Origin of the sequence: Kitasatospora sp. NPDC059795 (assembly GCF_042732175.1) — a bacterium.
Lineage (GTDB): Bacteria > Actinomycetota > Actinomycetes > Streptomycetales > Streptomycetaceae > Kitasatospora.
This window is the reverse complement of record NZ_JBHWID010000002.1, coordinates 69,157-87,803: the sequence shown is the minus strand read 5'-3', so window position 1 is coordinate 87,803 and position 18,647 is coordinate 69,157. Positions and strand designations below refer to the sequence as shown.

The window sequence follows — 18,647 nt, the reverse complement described above, 5'->3', positions numbered from 1 at the left end:
CGCCGGACGGGCCGGACGGGTGAAACCCGACGAATTTCCCGGCCCGAAGCTGCCGGTTGGACATAATGGAACGTCAACTCTGCGCGGCATAGGCTTCGTTGTGCGATTTATTCCGAACGGCGCAGGGCCCGCCTTCGCCGCTGTCGAGACCGGAGACGCCGCGTGACCTCCAGCACCACCCCGACCAGCACCGCCCCGACCGCGAAGGTCGACTTCTACTTCGACCCGACCTGCCCGTTCGCCTGGATCACCTCGCGGTGGATCCTCGAAGTGCAGCAACTCCGGGAGCTCGACCTCAGGTTCCGGGTGATGAGCCTGTACGTGCTGAACGAAGGGCGTGAACTCCCGGACTGGTACCGCGAGTTGGTGGACAGCTCGCTGATCCTGACCAGGATCTGCGCCGCCGCCGCGGCCCAGCACGGCGAGGAGGTGCTCCCCGCCCTGTACACGGCCATGGGCACCCGCATCCACAACGGCGGCAACAAGGACTTCCCGGCCGTCGCCGCCGAGGCCCTCGCCGAGGCCGGCCTGCCTGCGGAGCTGCTCGCCGCGGCGGACACCGACGAGTGGGACGAGGCGCTGCGCAAGAGCCACCACGAGGGCATGGACCCGGTCGGCGAGGACGTCGGCACCCCGACCATCCACATCGACGGGGTGGCGTTCTTCGGCCCGGTGCTGAACTCGATCCCCCGGGGCGAGCAGGCCGCCGCCATCTTCGACGGCGCCCGGGCGCTCGCCAACTTCCCTGACTTCTTCGAGCTGAAGCGCACCCGCACCGGATCGCTCGACTTCAGCTGACCCACCGCATTCCGCATCGGCACCCGTATCGACGAGGAAGAGGAGAGCCCTGATGGCCACCACCATGAGCGCCGGAGAGTTCCTGGCCCTGCACGATCGCACCGAACACCCGGACCCCCTGGTCCTCCCGAACGCCTGGGACGCGGTCAGTGCCCGCGCCCTCGCCGACGCGGGATTCGCCGCACTCTCGACCTCCAGCGTGGCCGTCGCCGCCGTCCTCGGTTACCGGGACGGCGGGGACACCCCCGCCGACGAGATGTTCGGCGCGCTCAAGCGGATCACCCGTGCGGTCGACGTCCCGGTCACGGCCGACATCGAGGCCGGCTACGGTCTGGCCCCCGCCGAGATCGTCGAACGCCTGCTGGACGCCGGCCTGGTCGGCTGCAACCTGGAGGACTCCGTCGACCGGCAGCTCAAGGACCCGGACGAGCACGCCGACTGGCTCTCCCAGGTGCGCGCCGCCGCGGGCGACCGTCTGGTCCTGAACGCCCGGGTCGACACCTTCCTGGTCGGCGACCGCTCGGTCGAGGACGCCGTCAAGCGCGCCGCCCTCTACATCGACGCGGGCGCCGACGTCATCTACCCGATCTTCGCCCCGGAGTCCGCGCTCCCCGAGCTCACCTCCGGCATCCCCCGCCCGGTGAACGCCGTCTGCGTCCTCGGCCAGTCCACCCCCGCCCACCTCCACACCCTCGGCGCCTCCCGGGTCACCTACGGCGGCTCCCTCCAGTTCCACATCGCCAACGAGATCACCGCCCTCGCCCAGCGCATCGCCCAGTAGCGCAACACAAACCCGCAGGGCCCTCCCGCCGCACGGCAGGAGGGCCCTGCCCCCGTCCCGGGCCGGCCCGAGCAACCGCCCGCCCCCGCGCCGAAGGTGCGTCAAAAACGCCACAGGCCCCCCGACCCGGATGGGCGGAGGGCCTGCGACCTGCGGTTCTACTGTGCCCCAGGCAGGATTCGAACCTGCGACACCGGCTTTAGGAGAGCCGTGCTCTATCCCCTGAGCTACTGAGGCGGGGCCGACGAAACACCCCGCCGACCGGTCACAGCCTAGCGGATCGGGCCCGCACGGTGGCCCGCCGTTTCTCCCCCGCCCCGGGACGGCCGTGCCCGGTCCGGCGCGTTCTGCGACGGAGGGATGGGGGCGGTGCGTGGCCTTACGGTGGATTTGTTCGTTCTTGTGGCAGATCCGACCTCTCCGAAAGGCCCCGGCCCGTGACTTCCTCTCCTCAGACCCCGTTCGGTGGGCTCGGCGGGATTCTGGTGATCATTCCGACCTACAACGAGGCGGAGAACGTCGAACGGATCGTCTCCCGGGTCCGGGCCGCCGTCCCGGAGGCCCACGTGCTGGTGGCGGACGACAACAGCCCGGACGGGACGGGCAAGTTGGCGGACGGGCTGGCGGATGCCGACGAGCAGGTGAAGGTGCTGCACCGGAAGGGCAAGGAGGGTCTCGGCGCGGCCTACCTGGCCGGGTTCCGGTGGGGCATCGAGAACGGCTACGACGTCCTGGTCGAGATGGACGCGGACGGCTCGCACCAGCCGGAGGAGCTGCCGCGGCTGCTGACCGCGCTGCACAGCGCTGACCTGGTGCTGGGTTCGCGCTGGGTGCCGGGCGGTGCGGTGGTGAACTGGCCGAAGTCGCGGCTGCTGCTGTCGAAGGGCGGCTCGACGTACTCGCGGCTGATGCTGAACGTGCCGATCCGCGATGTCACCGGCGGCTACCGGGCGTTCCGCAAGGAGACGCTGCTCGGCCTGGGGATGGACCAGGTCGCCTCGCAGGGCTACTGCTTCCAGGTCGACCTGGCCTGGCGGGCCGTCAAGGCCGGATTCAAGGTGGCCGAGGTGCCGATCACCTTCGTGGAACGCGAGCACGGCGCATCGAAGATGAGCCGCAGCATCGTCGCGGAGGCCCTCTGGCGGGTCACCGCCTGGGGCGTCGCCGACCGGATCGCCCGGCTCACCGGCAAGCGCTGAGAGACCCGGCACGGAAAAGCCTCCGCGGGCCGGCGACAGCAAGTGTCGCCGGCCCGCGGAGGCGGGTGCGGGGCCCCGAACGGGCCCCACGAGCTCAGCCGAGACGGAACAGGCGGGCGCCGATCGACGGCGGCGCCAGGTCCGACTGGAGGGTGACCGGGACCTCGATCCGGTCCTCGCCGTCGCCCGCCGACAGCGTGCCGACCTGGGTACCGGCCGACAGCGTGTGGGCGATCTTGCCGATCGGGGTGAGGGTCAGGTGCGCGGTGATGCCGGACCAGCCCGCCACCGTCAGGTCCTTGGCCGCCACCACCGGCACCTTGCCGCCGACGCCGTCGTCGACGTAGCCGACCACGTCGCCCTGCTTGGCCAGGGTCTGCCCGGTCAGCACGGACTGCGCCGCCACGTTGATCTTCTGGCTGACCGGCTGGGCCGCGTTCACCAGGCTCGGCTCCTCCTTGGTGGCCGGCTGGCCGAGGGTGACACCGACCAGGGTCCGCTTGACGCCGCCGATCTCCTTGACCGCCGCCCACATGAAGCAGGACTGCGCGGGCGTCGACGAACCGGTCTTGCCGCCGATCATGCCGTTCTTGCCGAGCACCTTGTTGGTGTTGTAGATCCGCTGGCCCTTGAAGTTGGTGTCGGGCTCGGCGATGACCTGCCGGAAGATCTCGTCCTTGATCACCACCTGGGCCAGCTTCAGCTGGTCCTTGGCGGTCGACTTGGTGTCGTTGTTGTAGCCGGCCGGGTCGGCGTAGGTGGTGTTGGTCATGCCGAACTGCTTGGCGGTGTCGTTCATCTTCTTGACGAACGCCTCCTCGCTGCCGGAGTCCCAACGCGCAAGCAGCCGGGCCACGTTGTTCGCGGACGGCAGCATCAGCATCTCCAACGCCTCGTACTGGCTGAGCTGCTGCCCCTCGATCAGGGTCACCTTCGACTCGTCGGCGTTCGACGACTCCTCGGCGGCCTGCTTGTCGACCGTGAGCATCGGGCCGGCCTGGCCCTTCTTCAACGGGTGCGCCTGCAGGATCAGGTACGCGTTCATCACCTTGGTGACGGACGCGATCGGCACCGGCGTCTCCTGGCCGGACGCGCCGAGATCACCCACCCCGATCACCTCGGCCGCAGCCTGCCCCTTGGCCGGCCACGGGATGTTCAACTGCTCGCCCTGGAACGTGAACGAGTCCGCCAGCCCCAGCTTCGCCTTCGGCGTGGGCAGCGGACGCAGCAACTGCGCGGCCGCCAGCACCCCGAGCACCACCGCCAGGAAGACGCCCCAGATCACCACCCGCTTCATCGCCCGCCGGAACGGGGTCATCGGCCGGGCACTCAGCGCCTTCAGCACCTCCAGCGCCTCGACGGTGCTCTCCGGCCCGGCAGCCGCCTGCGACGCGACGGCCTGCGGCGCAGCGACGGGAGCGGGCGCAGGCGCAGGCGCGGCCTTCGGCGCGGGAACGGGCTTCGCGACCGGAGCGGGCGGCGGGGTCGGCTTGGACGGGGCCTCGTCCTTGGGCAGCCGCAGCATGACGGTCTGCTCGGGCTTGGCCGGCGCGTCCTCCTCCGCCTTCCCGATGCGGAGCGTCATCGTCGGCTCGGCCACGACCGGAACAGCCTTCTCCTCGGAGGCCTCCTCGGCCTCCGGCTCCTCGACCTTGCCGACGCGCAGCGTCATCGTCGGCTCGGCCACGACGGGAGCAGCCTTCTCCTCGGCGGCTTCCTCGGCCTCCGACTCCTCCGCGTCCTCCGCGTCCTCCGGCTCTTCGGCCTTCTCCGCCGTCTCGACGCGCGGCGTCGCCTCCGGCTCCTCGGACTTGCCGACGCGCAGCATCATCGTCGGCTCGGCCACGACCGGAAGGGCCTTCTCCTCAGCCTCCGGCTCCTCCGTGTCCTCCGACTCCGCAGCCTTCGCCGCGCGCAGCGTCGCCGCCGGCTCGGCGGCCTCCGCGGCCTCCGCGGCCTCCTGGGCCTTGCCGACGCGCAGGGTCATCGTCGGCTCGGCCGCCACCGGAACGGCCTTGTCCTTCGACTCCTCAGCCTTCGCCGGGCTCAGCGTCGGCACCGGCTCAGGCACAACCGGAGCAGCCTTCCCCTCGGCGGCCTCCTCGGCCTCCGACTCCTCAACCTTCTCCGCCGGCTCAGCCGCGACCGGAACGGCCTCCTCCTCGGCCTCCGGCTCCGCAGCCTTCGCCGTCGGCTCGGCCGCGACCGGAGCAGCGCCCTCCCCAGCCTCCTCGACCTTGCCGACGCGCAGCGTCATCGTCGGTTCGGCCGCAACCGGGGCAGTCTCCTCCTCGACCTCCGACTCCTCGGCCTCCGCCGCACGCAGCGTCGCCGCCGACTCGGCCGCGACCGGAGCAGCCTCGGTCTCCTCGGCGTCCCCCTCTTCCTTCTCCTCTTCCTTCGGCTTCCCCGCCGAAACCCGCCCCAGCCGAAGCGCCGGCTTCTCGTCGGCGATCGCGGCGGCGGCCTCCGGCAGGTCGAGGTCGGACGCGGACCCGGACCCGGACCCGGACGCGGACGTGGGCTCCTCCTCGTCGCGCACGCGGAGGTTCACCGTGGAGCCGCCCTCGCGAGGAGCTCGCTCCTCGGCCTCGGCCTCGGTCGGCCGTGTCTTGCCGTCGCGCGGCTCGCTCTGCGGGGACTTGCCCACGTAACCCACTCCTCCTCGTCCGCCCCGGCGGTTGCCGGTCCGATCAGTCCGATCACACAAGCTGGTTTTTTTCGGGTGGGTTCTCGACCCGCCCGAGTACCTGTACAGTCTCCGGCACCGTGGCCGCGATGGCCCGCCGCACCCCGCCCCACCGGCCGTTTTTCCTGGCTGCGGGGGCCGTTGCCGGGTCAGACGCGGGGGCGTCGGACGGTGGTTCCAGCCTGCCGGAGCAAGGTCACGATTCGGAGGCGTACTCGACAAGCCTGTGTGAGAGGCGTCACCCTGTCATTCATCCACGCGGGGAGGCTTGGATGGGCAGGAGCCGCAGAACTATTCCCGAGGAGCTGTTGCTGCTCGCACTGGACCCGGCCACGGGTACCACCGCGCAGCCGCAGACCCTCGACCTCGGACTTGCCGGGGCGCAGCTCGTCGAGCTGTCCCTGGCCGGAAGGATAGTCCCGGACGGGGACCGGATCGCCGTGGTGGTGCCACGGCCGACCGGTGACCCGACGCTGGACCACGCGCTGGAGCTGTTGCGCAGGCGTGGCAGTCCGGTGCGCGCCGCGCACTGGATCGGCGGGCCGCGCCTTGGCCTGAGGCAGACGTACTTGGCGCACCTGGAACGGTGCGGCATGGTGACGGCAGTGGCGGGTCAGGTGTGCGGCGTGCTGCCGACGACCCGCTATCAGGCGTCGGACGACTGCACCAACGCGGCGATCAAGCAGCGGCTGGACACCGCGATCCGCACCGGCGTGCCGCCGGACCCGCGGACGGCGGCGTTGGCGGCGCTGGCGCACGCGGTGGGTCTGGGCAAGCACCTGTATCCGGGCAACGAGGGACGGTCCTCGCGCTCCCGGTTGCGGGATCTGATCAGGTACGACCCGCTGGGCGGGATGGTGGCCCATGCGGTGATGGACGTGCAGAACGGCCTGCCGGCCCAGCAGAGCAGGCCGGCGCCCGCGGGTTCGCGGGGTCCGGCCGGTCGGCCCGCCGCCTCGGGGCGGGGTGTGGCCAGCCGGGTGGGCGCGCGGTGAGCGACGCGCGCCGCTAGGGCCTGTACGGACAGGGCCTGTGCGGACAGGGCCTGTGCGGACCCTGGGCGTTCGAACAGTGGTGACAGGGCGGTCGGCCCGGTGCGATGCACCGGGCGGCCGCCCTTCACCGTTGGCCCGTCGGGCCGGTGCCGGTCAACCCTGGTGCGTCCACTGTTTTCTGACGGACCGCCAGAAGCGGAGGGGCGCACGGGATGCCCATTAGCGCGCGGGGCGCATGGTGCGCAAGAGGCACTGCCTCGATTGAGCTATTTTCCGATGATCTGTTCTACCGCGCTGCCGTGAATCCCGGGCGTGGACCGCAGTTGAGGTGGCATGCTGCTCAGCGTCAGGGGGTTGGTACCAATTACCGCACTGTTGCCAGAAGTAGGGCCGGAGGTCGATGTGTCCGCCAGCGTGAATCCGACGGTCCGCCGTCGCAGGCTCGGCGCCGAGCTCCGGCGGCTGCGCGAGTTCCGCGGGATGACGGCCGAGGAGGTGGCCGGCCGTCTGATGGTCTCCCAGTCGAAGATCAGCCGACTGGAGAACGGCCGCCGCTCGATCAGCCAGCGTGACGTCCGGGACCTGTGCGACGTCTACCAGGTCGAGGACGAGCGGGTCCGCAACGGCCTGATGGAGATGGCCAAGGAGTCGCGCCAGCGCGGCTGGTGGCACGAGTTCGGGGACATCCCGTACAGCGTGTACATCGGGCTGGAGGCGGAGGCCTCGTCGATCCGGGCCTACGAGTCCTCGTTCGTGCCGGGCCTGTTGCAGACCCCGGAGTACGCGGAGGCGGTGGTCACCGGCACCCAGCCGGACACCGATCCCGCGGCGATCCGCCGCCGGGTGGAGGTGCGGCTCAAGCGCCAGCACCGGATACACGGCGAGGACCAGCTCGGCAGCCTGTGGGTGGTGGTCGACGAGGCGGTGCTGCGGCGCCAGGTCGGCGGCCCGCAGGTGATGGCCGAGCAGCTGCTCCAGCTGGTCGAGCTCGGTGAGCGGCCCAACATCAACCTGCAGGTCATACCGTTCAAGCACGGTGCGCACCCCGGTATGACCGGCACATTTTCCCTGATGGAGTTCCCCGAATCAGCGGATTCCACGGTCGTCTACTTCGAAGGAGTGACGAGCGATCTCTACCTCGAGAAGGAAGCCGACGTACGCCGCTATACCAATCTCTACGACCACCTGCGAGCCGCGGCGCTGAGCGTCACGGAAAGCCGGTCGATGATCACCGATTTGGCAGAGGAGTTCATGAAATGAGCAAGGCCATCGAGACCCTGACCTGGCGCAAGAGCAGCTACAGCGGCGGCAACGGCGCATGTGTGGAGATCGCTGTGCCGGGTGCTGCCTCGATCGCGGTCCGGGACTCCAAGGACCCGCAGGGCCCGCAGCTGCGCTTCTCCAGCGCCAGCTGGGCGGCGTTCGCGGCTGCGGCCGGTACGGGCGCCTTCGGCGAGGTCTGATCCACGGCTCCCTGTGCGTCCTCGGTGCCCGTCGCCTCGCCGCGGCGGGCACCGTCGCCCAGCAGGGCTCAACCGCAGGCCGGATAGCGGGTGTTCCAGCCTTCGGTGCCGTGCAGGGCGGGGCCGTGCAGGAGTTCCAGCACCAGGTCGTCGGCGAGTTCCAGGATCGCGCCGCGGCCTTCGAGTTCGGCGAGCAGCTCGGGCGGGAGTGCGGTCTCGCCGTGCAGGGCGCCCAGCAGGTTGCCGCAGATGGAGCCGGTGGAGTCGCTGTCGCCGGAGTGGTTGACGGCCAGCAGCAGGCCGCTGCGGACGTCCTCGGCGACCAGGGCGCAGTACAGGCCGATGGCGAGCGACTCCTCGGCGGTCCAGCCCTCGCCGAGTTCCTCGACGCGTTCGGCGGACGGCACGCCGGCCCGGACGGCGTCCAGGGCGGCGCGCAGGGCGGCGGTGGTCTCGTCGTGGCCGGGGCGTTCGGACAGCAGCGCCAGGGCGAGGTGGACGCCCTCCTCCAGGGTGCCGCCGCGGGCGACGGCGTGGACGATCACCGCGAAGGCCCCGGCGGACAGGTAGCCGGTGGGGTGGCCGTGGGTCAGTACCGAGCATTCGACGGCGAGTTGGAAGACCAGGGGCGGGTCCCAGGCGGTGAGCAGTCCGAACGGGGCGGCGCGCATCACGGTGCCGCAGCCCTTGGAGTCGGGGTTGCGCGGCTCCTCGACGGTGGGCAGCGGCCCGTCCTCGGTGCCGGCCAGGCCGGACAGGCAGGCGTTGCCGGGGGCGCGGCGTTCGTACAGCCACTCCTCGCGGCCGAGCCAGCCGAGGTCCTTGCGGCGCTCGTCGGGGCCCCAGTCCTGCTGGGTGGCGTACCAGCGCAGGTAGGCGCGGTGCAGGTCGGACGGCGGGTGCCAGAGGCCGCTGTCGCGGCCGATGTGGGAGCGGATCAGGCCGTCGACGGTGAACATGCTCATCTGGGTGTCGTCGGTGACGGCGCCGCGCCGCCCGTAGGCGGGGACGTAGCCGGTGACGCCCGCCTCGCCGTGGGTGGCGCGGATCTGCTCCAGCTGTTCGAACTCGATGCCGGCGCCGAGGGCGTCGCCGATCGCACCGCCGAGCAGACAGCCCCGCACCCGGCTGCGGAAGTCCTGCTGCTGGGCGCGTGACCACAGGGGCATCACGGGTGGGGGCCTTTCGGTCGGCGGCGTCGGACAGCAGACGCACTGTATTCGAAGGTCCGGTCGAAACCGCCGGGCTCCACCGAACATCCATCCGCCCGTAGTCGGGAGGCCTCCCAAGGCCCTGGCTCGGGCGTCAGTCGAGCACGGGCAGCAGCCGGGGCAGGTGCCCGTCGGAGGCGAGGGCGGCGGCCCGCCGTTCGGCCGGCACCTGCCCGTAGTCGGTGGTGCGCTGCCGGGCGGGACGGCCGGCCAGGGCGGCGATCGCCTCCAGGTCGCGGACCGACTTGTAGGAGCCCCAGGAGGAGCCCGCCATCCGGGAGATGGTCTCCTCCATCAGCGTGCCGCCGAGGTCGTTGGCGCCGCTGCGGAGCATCTCGGCGGCGCCCTCCGCGCCGAGCTTCACCCAGCTGGTCTGGATGTTGGGGATGTGCGGGTGCAGCAGCAACCGGGCCATCGCGGTGACCGCCCGGTTGTCGCGCGCGGTCGGGCCGGGCCGGGCGATGCCCGCCAGGTACACGGGCGCGTTGGTGTGCACGAACGGCAGGGTGACGAACTCGGTGAACCCGCCGGTGCGCTGCTGGATCTCGGCGAGCAGCCGCAGGTGGCCGAGCCAGTGCTTCGGGGTGTCGACGTGCCCGTACATCATGGTGGACGACGAGCGCAGGCCCGACTCGTGGGCAGTGGTGACGACTTCGACCCAGGTCGCGGCGGGCAGCTTGCCCTTGGTGAGGATCCAGCGCACCTCGTCGTCGAGGATCTCCGCGGCGGTGCCGGGGATGGAGTCCAGCCCGGCCTCCTTCGCGGCGGTCAGCCAGTCGCGGATCGACAGGCCGGTGCGGGTGGCGCCGTTGACGACCTCCATCGGCGAGAACGCGTGCACGTGGATGCCGGGGACGCGCTGCTTCACGGCCCGGGCGATGTCGAAGTACGCGGTGCCGGGCAGGTCGGGGTGGATGCCGCCCTGCATGCACACCTCGGTCGCGCCGACCTCCCAGGCCTGCTCGGCCCGTTCGGCGACCTGGTCCAGCGAGAGGGTGTACGCGTCGGCGTCGGTGCGGCGCTGGGCGAACGCGCAGAACCGGCAGCCGGTGTAGCAGACGTTGGTGAAGTTGATGTTCCGGGTGACGCAGTACGTCACCTCCTCGCCGACGGTGTCGCGGCGCAGCTGGTCGGCGATCCGGGTGAGCGCGTCCAGTGCGTCGCCGTCCGCGTGGAACAGCGCCAGGGCCTGGTCGTCCGTCAGCCCGGTCGGGTCGTCGGCGGCGGTGGACAGCGCGGCGCGCACGTCGGTGTCGAGTCGGCGCGGGACGGGGGCGGCGGCCTGTTCGCGCAGGGTGTCCCAGTCGCCGTAGACGTCGTCGAAGTCGGAGCGGCGGTCGCCGGTGCGGCCTTCGGTGTCGACGGTGCGGAACAGGTCGGTGCGGCCGCCGCCGGTCATCGGCTCGTCGGGTTCCTGCCAGGGCAGGCCGGTGGGGCGGCGTCCCTCGACGGCGAGGCCGGTGGCGGGGTCGGCGAGGGCGCGGACGTGCGGCAGCAGGCGGGGGTCGAGCCAGGGCTCGCCGCGCTTCAGGTACTCGGGGTAGATCGTCAACCGTTCGCGCAGCGTGTACCCGGATTCGGCGGTCCGCTCGGCCAACTCTTCGATGTGCGGCCAGGGGCGTTCCGGGTTGACGTGGTCGGGTGTCAGCGGGGAGATGCCGCCCCAGTCGTCGAGTCCGGCGCCGATCAGCAGCGCGAACTCGGCGTCCACCAGGTTCGGCGGGGCCTGGATCCGGGCGGCGGGGCCGAGCACCAGCCGGGCGACCGCCACCGCGGCGGCCAGCTCGGACAGTTCGGCGTCCGGCATGGCCCGCATCGCGGTGTCCGGCTTGGCCCGGAAGTTCTGCACGATCACTTCCTGCACGCCCTGGTAGGCGCGGGCCACCTTGCGGATCGCCAGCAGCGATTCGGCGCGTTCCTCGTAGGTCTCGCCGATGCCGATCAGCACGCCGGTGGTGAACGGGACGGCGCTGCGTCCGGCGTCCTCCAGCACCCGCAGCCGGACGGCCGGCTCCTTGTCGGGGGAGCCGTGGTGCGGGCCGCCGGGCTCCGACCAGAGGCGGGTGGCGGTGGTCTCCAGCATCATGCCCATCGACGGGGCGACCGGCTTGAGGCGCTGGAAGTCCGTCCAGGACAGCACGCCGGGGTTCAGGTGCGGCAGCAGCCCGGTCTCCTCCAGCACCCGCACGGCCATCGCCCGCACGTACGCCAGGGTGTCGTCGTAGCCGTGCGCGTCCAGCCACTCGCGGGCCTCCGGCCAACGGTCCTCGGGGCGGTCGCCGAGCGTGAACAGGGCTTCCTTGCAGCCGAGTTCGGCGCCCCGGCGGGCGATGTCCAGCACCTCGTCCGGGGACAGGTACAGCCCGTGGCCGTCCTTGCGGAGCTTGCCCGGCACGGTGACGAAGGTGCAGTAGTGGCAGCGGTCCCGGCACAGCCGGGTCAGCGGAACGAACACCTTGCGCGAGTACGTGATGACCCCGGGGCGGCCGGCCTGCTCCAGCCCGGCGTCGCGCAGCCGTGCGGCCACCCGGCACAGCTGCTCCAGGTCCTCGCCCCGCGCCCGGAGCAGCACTGCGGCCTCCGCGACGTCCAGCGCCACCCCGTCCCGGGCCCGGCGCAGCGCGCGCCGCATCGCGTTCGGGGTGGGGTAGTCGGGCTGCGGGGGCTGCTGGCTCATGGTTCGGACCCTACGCGAGGCGTACATCTGCGGGACGACAGAACCCTGAGGGTGTCTCAGGGTCGCAATGCTCCGGATACAACGCGAGACGTACCGCGATCTGCTGCCGCCGGGCGACGCGCCGAACGGGCGTGCGGGGCTTCAATGGACAGTGACAGCAGACGGACTCTGAAGGGGGCCGCAGTGGAGCAGGAATCCACCGCAGTACAGGACTTGACGCCGACCCGTCCCGGTCGGCGGCGCACCGCCGTGCGGATCGGCGTGCCCGCGGCGATCGCCACCGTCGTCGCCGTCGGCATCGGCCTGGTGCCCGCGCTGGCCAGCGACGAATCGCCGAACCTGCCCGCGATCAGCGCCCAGGACCTGGTCGCCAAGGCCCTCTCGGCGAACACCGACACCTTCACCGGCACCGTCCGGATCAACGCCGACCTGGGCCTGCCCAGCGCGCTGACCGACGTCGCCACCGGCTCCGGCCCGATCGGCGAGCTCGCCCGCGGCGCCGGTGCGAAGACCGGCTCCGCCGACCCGCAGACGAAGGCCGTCGAACTGCTCGGCGGCTCGCACACCCTGACGGTCTCGGCGGACGGCCCGGACCGCCAGAAGCTCACCCTGGCCAGCCAGAAGTCCGGCTACGAGCTGGTCCACAACGGCGACCAGGTGTGGGCGTACGACCGCAACTCCCAGCAGGCCCTGCACCTGACCGGCGCGGGCGCCGACGGGCGCCACCCGGACGGCAAGGAGGGCATCGGCTCGGTCACCCCGCAGGAGATCGCCAAGCAGCTGCTCGAACACTCCGCCGACACCACCTCGGTGACGGTCGACGGCACCGAGCGGGTCGCCGGGCACGCCGCGTACAAGCTCAGCATCAAGCCCAAGCAGGCCGGCTCCACGGTCTCCGAGATCCGCGTCTCGATCGACGCCGAGAAGGGCATGCCGCTGGCCGTGCAGCTGCGCACGGTGGACGGCGCGACCGCGTTCGACGTGCGCTTCGGCACCCTGTCGTACGCCAAGCCGGACGCCAAGACCTTCCAGTTCAGCGCCCCCAAGGGCTCGAAGGTGATCGAGCGTTCGGACGGCAAGCTGTCCGACAACCCGATGCCGTCCGTCCCGGGCCTGCCTTCGCTGCCGACCGGCGACGGCGCCAAGGGCGGCGTCCTCGGCGAGGGCTGGACGGCCGTCGCGCACGCCGAGGTGGGCGCGGACGCCGCGAAGGGCTTCGCCAAGTTCGCCGGCCGCCCGGTCAAGGGCGGCACCCTGGTGTCCAGCCGGGTCGTCAACGCCCTGATCACCGACGACGGCAGGGTGTACGTGGGCGCCGTCACCCCGGAGACCCTGGAGCAGGTCGCCGCCTCCGGCAAGTGATCACCGTGCGGGGCCCCGGGGTCGACCGACCCCGGGGCCCCGCCTCGTCGTTCCGACCCTTGCGCGGCCCTTGACGCGGCTCGGGCGAACCGGTGGGATGGTGGGCCGCCGCGGACCGTTCGTCCGCCGTTCGCCCACCCGTTCATCCGCCGCTGGGAGCACCGTGCCGATCCGCCGCCGCTCAGCCCTGTTCGGCGGGCTCGCGATCGCCTGCGCCGCGGCCCTGGCCCGCTGCGGACCCGCCGCCGCCGACGCCGGGAACCACCCCGCCGGGCTGCTGGAGGTGACCTCCGGCTGGACCACCGACCCCGACCGCACCGGGATGCAGGCCCTGCTCGCCGTCCTGAAGGGCCGCGCCCCGGACGTCACCTTCGTCTCCGGTGACGGCTCCACCGCGACCGACCCGGTCGCCCGCCTCGCCGACGGCCGCCCGCCGGACAGCATCCGCTGTTCCGGCGGCACCGAACTCGCCGAGCTGGCACCGCATTTGGAGCCCCTCGACAGTCTCGCCCGGAGCCGCCGGTGGACCGCAGGCCTACCCGCCGGGCTCCAGCCCCGGCTGCGCGTCGGACGCACCCTGTACGGCGTCCCGGCGGGCGTCCGCCGCACCAACCTGCTCTGGTCCAACCGCGAGGTGCTGGCCGACGCCGCCGCCGACCCCGCGCCCGCCGACCCGGGCCTGCTGATCGCCCAGCTGCAACGCGTCACCGCCACCGGCCGCCCCGCCCTCGCCGTCGGCGGCCCCGCCGAGGTCCTCCACCTCGCCGAGACCGCGCTGCTGGCCGCCCACGGCCCGGACGCGTTCGGCGCCCTCTGGCGGCCCGGCGGCCCGTGGAACTCCCCCGCCACCACCACCGCCCAGCGCGTCCTGGACGCCCTGCTCGCGCACGCCGCCCCGATCACCCCGGACGCCGACTGGACCGACGCCGCCCGCCTCCTCGGCACCGGCCGGGCCGGCTACCTGCTCACCGGCGACTGGGCGGACGCCTGGCTGCGCACCGACCTCGGCCTGCGCGCCGGCGCCGACTACCGCTGGGCCGCCGCACCGGGCACCGCCGGCCTGTTCCAGTCCCGCGCCGACGTCTTCACCCTCCCCCGCGGCGCCCACCACCGCACCGCCGCCGTCGCCTGGCTGGACGTCTGCGCCGACCTCGACGGTCAGGTCGCGCTCAACGGCGCCCGCACCGCCGTCCCGGCCCGCACCGACCTGCCCGAACCGACGCTGGCCATGTTCGGCCCGTACGCCCGCTGGTCGCTGGACGAGTGGCGGCAGCGCCGCTCCCTCGACTCACTCACCCACGGCGGCCTGCTCGGCGGCCACCGCCGCGCCGCCGCGCTGGCCGCCGCCACCGCCTTCACCACCCACCGCGACAGCACCCGCCTGGCGCGCGAGCTGGCCGCCGCCTGACCGCACCCGCCGCAACGCGTCCACGCTCAGCACCACCAGCGCCACCCACACCAGCCCGAAACCCGCCCAGCGGGCCGGCGACATCGACTCGTGGAAGACCGTCACGCCGATCAGGAACTGGAACATCGGCGCCAGGTACTGCAACAGCCCCAGCGTCGTCAGCGGCACTCGCAGCGCCGCCGCGCCGAAGCACATCAGCGGCACCGCCGTGATCACCCCGCTCGCCACCAGCAGCGCGGTGTGCCCCCACCCGTAGTGCCCGAGACTGCCCTCGCCGCGCACCCCCAGGTACACCAGGAACCCCAGCGCGAACGGGAACATCACCGCGCTCTCCACCGCCAGGCTCTCCGCCCCGCCCAGCGCCACCTTCTTCTTCAGCAGCCCGTACGTCGCGAACGAGAACGCCAGCGTCAACGCGATCCACGGCAGCCGTCCGTACGCCACCGTCAGCACCGCGACCGCGGCCACACCGACGCCGACCGCCGCCCACTGCGCCGTCCGCAGCCGCTCGCGCAGGACCAGCACGCCGAACGCGATCGTCACCAGCGGATTGATGAAGTACCCGAGGCTCGTCTCCACCACGTGCCCGGCGTTCACGGCCCAGATGTACACGCCCCAGTTCACCGAGACGGTGACCGCCGCGAGCGCCAGCATCGCCAGCCGCCTCGGCTGGCGCAGCAGCGGGCGTATCCACCCCCACTTCCGCCGCACCAGCAGCATCAGCACCACCGCGAGCAGCGACCACACCATCCGGTTCGCCAGAATGTCGGCCGCCCCGGCCGGCTCCAGCAGCGGCCAGAACAGCGGGAACAACCCCCACATCCCGTACGCCGCAAAGCCGTTCCACAACCCGACCCTGGCCTCCCGCGAACCCTCCGCCATGGCCCTGCCCTTCACCCGCGCACGAAACGTCCTCCGAAAGGTAGCGGCACGCGGGTGAAGGTGTCATCTCCAAAACGGAAAATGACTACTGACAAGTAACGGCGACTCGCCGGGAGCGGGCCCGTCCCGACGTCTCCGCTCCCCCTACTCGGTCACCGTCCAGGTGCTCGACCCCGTCAGCAGACCGGCCAGTTCGCCCCGCCCCTTCTGCTCCTCCGCCAACGCCAACTGGTCCGCCATCTGCACGTCGTAGACGTCCCGGCGGACGTCCCGGAGGACACCGATCGGCGTGTGGTGCAGGGTGTCCGCGTCCGCCAGCCGGGTCAGCGCGAACGCCGTGGCCGGGCTGCTCGCGTGCGCGTCGTGCACCAGGGCCGTCCCCTCCCCGCGCGGGGCGATCCGCAGCTCCCCGTCCGGCCCGCGCACCACGTGCCGGTCCGCGCCGACCAGGACCGGCTGCCCGTGCTCCAGCCGGACGATCGCCTCGTCCCGGGTGCCCGGCTCCTTCAGGATCTCGAACGCCCCGTCGTTGAAGATGTTGCAGTTCTGGTAGATCTCCACCAGCGCCGTGCCCTCGTGCTGCGCGGCCGCCCGCAGCACCGACTGCAGGTGCTGCCGGTCCGAGTCGATCGTCCGCGCCACGAAGCTCGCCTCGGCCCCGATCGCCAGCGAGAGCGGATTGAACGGCGCGTCCAGCGAGCCCATCGGCGTCGACTTGGTGATCTTCCCGACCTCGCTGGTCGGCGAGTACTGGCCCTTCGTCAGCCCGTAGATCCGGTTGTTGAACAGCAGGATCTTCAGATTGACGTTCCGCCGCAGCGCATGGATCAGGTGGTTGCCGCCGATCGACAGCGCGTCCCCGTCACCCGTCACCACCCACACCGACAGGTCGGGGCGGGACGCGGCCAGGCCGGTGGCGATCGCCGGGGCACGCCCGTGGATCGAGTGCATGCCGTACGTATTCATGTAGTACGGGAACCGCGAGGAGCAGCCGATGCCGGAGACGAAGACGGTGTTCTCCCGGCGGATGCCGAGCTCCGGCATGAAGGACTGCACGGCCGCGAGGATCGCGTAGTCGCCGCAGCCGGGGCACCAGCGCACTTCCTGGTCGGTCTTGAAGTCCTTCGCGGTCTGCGGTCCGTCGGCCTTGGGGACGAGCCGCAGAGCGGGGAAGTCGGTCATCGGGTCGCCTCCGCGTCGAGCGTGCCGATCGCCGCGTGCAGCACGTCGGCGAGTTGGGCGGCCTTGAACGGCAGGCCGCGCACCTGGTTGTAGGACTGCGCGTCGACGAGGTACTTGGCGCGCAGCAGCAGGGCGAGCTGTCCGAGGTTCATCTCGGGGACGATCACCCGCTCGTACCGGCGCAGCACCGTGCCGAGGTTGGCCGGGAAGGGGTTGAGGTTCCGCAGGTGGGCCTGGGCGACCTGGCCGCCGTCGGCCCGCACCCGGCGCACGGCGGCGGCGATCGGGCCGTAGGTGGAGCCCCAGCCGAGCACCAGGACGCGGGCCTCGCCGCTCGGGTCGTCGACCTCGACGTCGGGGACCTCGATGCCGTCGATCTTGGCCTGCCGGGTGCGGACCATGAAGTCGTGGTTGGCGGGGTCGTAGGAGATGTTGCCGGTGCCGTCCTGCTTCTCGATGCCGCCGATCCGGTGTTCGAGGCCGGGGGTGCCGGGGACCGCCCACGGGCGGGCGAGGGTGTGCGGGTCGCGCTGGTAGGGGCGGAAGGTGCCGTCGGGGCCGTTCGGCTCGGTGGCGAACTCGACGCGCAGGTCCGGGAGTTCGTCGACGTCCGGGATCTTCCACGGCTCGGAGCCGTTGGCCAGGTAGCCGTCGGAGAGCAGGAACACCGGGGTGCGGTAGGTGAGCGCGATCCGGGCGGCGTCGAGCGCGGCGTCGAAGCACTCGGCGGGCGTCGCGGGGGCGACGATCGGCACCGGGGCCTCGCCGTTGCGGCCGAACATCGCCTGTAGCAGGTCGGCCTGCTCGGTCTTGGTCGGCAGGCCGGTGGACGGGCCGCCGCGCTGGATGTCGACCACCAGCAGCGGCAGTTCCAGCGACACGGCGAGGCCGATGGTCTCCGACTTCAGCGCCACGCCGGGGCCGGAGGTGGTGGTCACGCCCAGCGCGCCGCCGAACGCCGCGCCGAGCGCCGCGCCGATGCCGGCGATCTCGTCCTCGGCCTGGAACGTCCGGACGCCGAAGTTCTTGTGCTTCGACAGCTCGTGCAGGATGTCCGAGGCGGGGGTGATCGGGTACGAGCCGAGGAACACCGGCAGCCCGGACCGCTCCCCCGCCGCGACCAGGCCGTACGACAGCGCCAGGTTCCCGGAGATGTTGCGGTACGTGCCGGCGGGCAGCTTGGCCGGCGGGATCTCGTAGGAGACCGCGAAGTCCTCGGTGGTCTCGCCGAAGTTCCAGCCCGCCCGGAACGCCGACACGTTGGCCTCGGCGATCTGCGGCTTCTTCGCGAACTTCTGCCGCAGGAACAACTCGGTGCCGTGGGTGGGTCGGTGGTACATCCACGACAGCAGGCCGAGCGCGAACATGTTCTTCGCCCGCTCGGCGTCCTTGCGGGCCAACCCGCTGTCCTTCAGCGCCTCCAGCGTCAGCGAGGTCAGCGGGACGGGGTGCAGCCGGAACGCCTCCAGCGAGCCGTCCGTCAGCGGGTCCCTGTCGTAGCCGACCTTCGCCAGCGCGCGCTTGGTGAACTCGTCCGTGTTGACGATGATCTCGGCGCCCGCCGGCAGGTCCGGCAGGTTCGCCTTCAGCGCCGCCGGGTTCATCGCCACCAGCACGTCGGGGGCGTCGCCGGGCGTCAGGATGTCGTGGTCGGCGAAGTGCAGCTGGAAGCTCGACACGCCCGGCAGGGTGCCTGCGGGGGCGCGGATCTCCGCCGGGAAGTTCGGCAGCGTGGACAGGTCGTTGCCGAACGCCGCCGTCTCCGAGGTGAATCGGTCGCCGGTGAGCTGCATCCCGTCGCCCGAGTCGCCGGCGAACCGGATGATCACCCGGTCCAGCCGTCGGATCGGCTTGGCCGTCCGCCCGGACCCGTCCTGCGGGCCCGAACGGGGCGAGGCCGGGCCCGTCCGGCGCTCGCCGTCCGGGCCGTCCACTGCCTCTGACTGATCGACCTGACTGGTCACTGCCGCGGACCTCCTCGAAAGGGAGCCAGCAGCGGG

At 72.0% G+C, this 18,647-nt stretch carries 14 protein-coding genes and 1 tRNA gene; 8 read left to right on the top strand and 7 right to left on the bottom strand.

What is annotated here, in order from left to right; translation table 11 throughout:
• Positions 1–162: 162 nt before the first annotated feature.
• Complete coding sequence (locus ACFV4P_RS04375) at positions 163–798, top strand: DsbA family protein (protein WP_380467276.1); 636 nt, start codon at positions 163–165, stop codon at positions 796–798.
• Positions 799–850: 52 nt separating this feature from the next.
• A complete protein-coding gene (locus ACFV4P_RS04370) occupies positions 851–1,579 on the top strand; it encodes an isocitrate lyase/phosphoenolpyruvate mutase family protein (RefSeq protein WP_380467274.1) in 729 nt (242 codons plus the stop codon).
• Positions 1,580–1,743: 164 nt separating this feature from the next.
• On the opposite strand, the gene ACFV4P_RS04365 is transcribed toward ACFV4P_RS04370, so the two are convergent.
• A tRNA-Arg gene (locus ACFV4P_RS04365) sits at positions 1,744–1,816 on the bottom strand.
• Positions 1,817–2,016: 200 nt separating this feature from the next.
• On the opposite strand from ACFV4P_RS04365, the gene ACFV4P_RS04360 reads away from it, so the two are divergent.
• On the top strand, positions 2,017–2,778 hold the full coding sequence (locus ACFV4P_RS04360) for a polyprenol monophosphomannose synthase (protein WP_380467272.1): 762 nt from the start codon (positions 2,017–2,019) through the stop codon (positions 2,776–2,778).
• 94 nt (positions 2,779–2,872) lie between these two features.
• Here the strand turns inward: ACFV4P_RS04360 and ACFV4P_RS04355 are convergent, their stop codons facing one another.
• Entirely contained in the window at positions 2,873–5,428 is a 2,556-nt protein-coding gene (locus ACFV4P_RS04355) for a hypothetical protein (protein WP_380467270.1), read from the bottom strand.
• Between the two features lie 311 nt (positions 5,429–5,739).
• On the opposite strand from ACFV4P_RS04355, the gene ACFV4P_RS04350 reads away from it, so the two are divergent.
• The 3 genes from ACFV4P_RS04350 to ACFV4P_RS04340 all read left to right on the top strand — a co-directional run bounded on the left by ACFV4P_RS04350 (position 5,740) and on the right by ACFV4P_RS04340 (position 7,925).
• A complete protein-coding gene (locus tag ACFV4P_RS04350; RefSeq protein WP_380467268.1) occupies positions 5,740–6,462 on the top strand; it encodes a GPP34 family phosphoprotein in 723 nt (240 codons plus the stop codon).
• Positions 6,463–6,864: 402 nt separating this feature from the next.
• Positions 6,865–7,722, top strand: a complete 858-nt coding sequence (locus ACFV4P_RS04345; RefSeq protein WP_380468146.1) for a helix-turn-helix domain-containing protein — start codon at positions 6,865–6,867, stop codon at positions 7,720–7,722.
• Positions 7,719–7,925 (top strand): DUF397 domain-containing protein, encoded by a 207-nt coding sequence (locus ACFV4P_RS04340; protein ID WP_073811395.1) that lies wholly within the window; start codon positions 7,719–7,721, stop codon positions 7,923–7,925. The genes ACFV4P_RS04345 and ACFV4P_RS04340 overlap by 4 nt, the downstream gene beginning before the upstream one ends.
• A gap of 68 nt (positions 7,926–7,993) precedes the next feature.
• Here ACFV4P_RS04340 and ACFV4P_RS04335 read toward each other — a convergent pair whose 3' ends face one another.
• Together ACFV4P_RS04335 and ACFV4P_RS04330 are read right to left on the bottom strand one after the other, a co-directional pair.
• Positions 7,994–9,094: an ADP-ribosylglycohydrolase family protein gene (locus tag ACFV4P_RS04335; RefSeq protein WP_380467265.1), complete on the bottom strand. Its 1,101-nt coding sequence runs from the start codon at positions 9,092–9,094 to the stop codon at positions 7,994–7,996.
• 136 nt (positions 9,095–9,230) lie between these two features.
• On the bottom strand, positions 9,231–11,813 hold the full coding sequence (locus ACFV4P_RS04330) for a bifunctional FO biosynthesis protein CofGH (RefSeq protein ID WP_380467263.1): 2,583 nt from the start codon (positions 11,811–11,813) through the stop codon (positions 9,231–9,233).
• A 183-nt stretch (positions 11,814–11,996) separates the two neighbouring features.
• Between ACFV4P_RS04330 and ACFV4P_RS04325 the strand changes: the two genes are divergently transcribed.
• Both ACFV4P_RS04325 and ACFV4P_RS04320 read left to right on the top strand, forming a co-directional pair.
• Complete coding sequence (locus ACFV4P_RS04325) at positions 11,997–13,175, top strand: outer membrane lipoprotein carrier protein LolA (protein WP_380467261.1); 1,179 nt, start codon at positions 11,997–11,999, stop codon at positions 13,173–13,175.
• A 163-nt stretch (positions 13,176–13,338) separates the two neighbouring features.
• On the top strand, positions 13,339–14,583 hold the full coding sequence (locus ACFV4P_RS04320) for an extracellular solute-binding protein (RefSeq protein ID WP_380467259.1): 1,245 nt from the start codon (positions 13,339–13,341) through the stop codon (positions 14,581–14,583).
• On the opposite strand, the gene rarD is transcribed toward ACFV4P_RS04320, so the two are convergent.
• The 3 genes from rarD to ACFV4P_RS04305 all read right to left on the bottom strand — a co-directional run bounded on the left by rarD (position 14,464) and on the right by ACFV4P_RS04305 (position 18,611).
• Positions 14,464–15,465: an EamA family transporter RarD gene (rarD, locus tag ACFV4P_RS04315; RefSeq protein ID WP_380467258.1), complete on the bottom strand. Its 1,002-nt coding sequence runs from the start codon at positions 15,463–15,465 to the stop codon at positions 14,464–14,466. The two genes, ACFV4P_RS04320 and rarD, sit on opposite strands and share 120 nt — an antisense overlap.
• A gap of 144 nt (positions 15,466–15,609) precedes the next feature.
• Positions 15,610–16,647 carry a 2-oxoacid:ferredoxin oxidoreductase subunit beta gene (locus ACFV4P_RS04310; RefSeq protein WP_380467256.1) on the bottom strand — a complete coding sequence of 346 codons (1,038 nt, stop codon included), beginning with the start codon at positions 16,645–16,647 and terminating at the stop codon, positions 15,610–15,612.
• Positions 16,644–18,611 (bottom strand): 2-oxoacid:acceptor oxidoreductase subunit alpha, encoded by a 1,968-nt coding sequence (locus ACFV4P_RS04305; RefSeq protein WP_380467254.1) that lies wholly within the window; start codon positions 18,609–18,611, stop codon positions 16,644–16,646. The genes ACFV4P_RS04310 and ACFV4P_RS04305 overlap by 4 nt, the downstream gene beginning before the upstream one ends.
• Positions 18,612–18,647 lie beyond the last annotated feature (36 nt).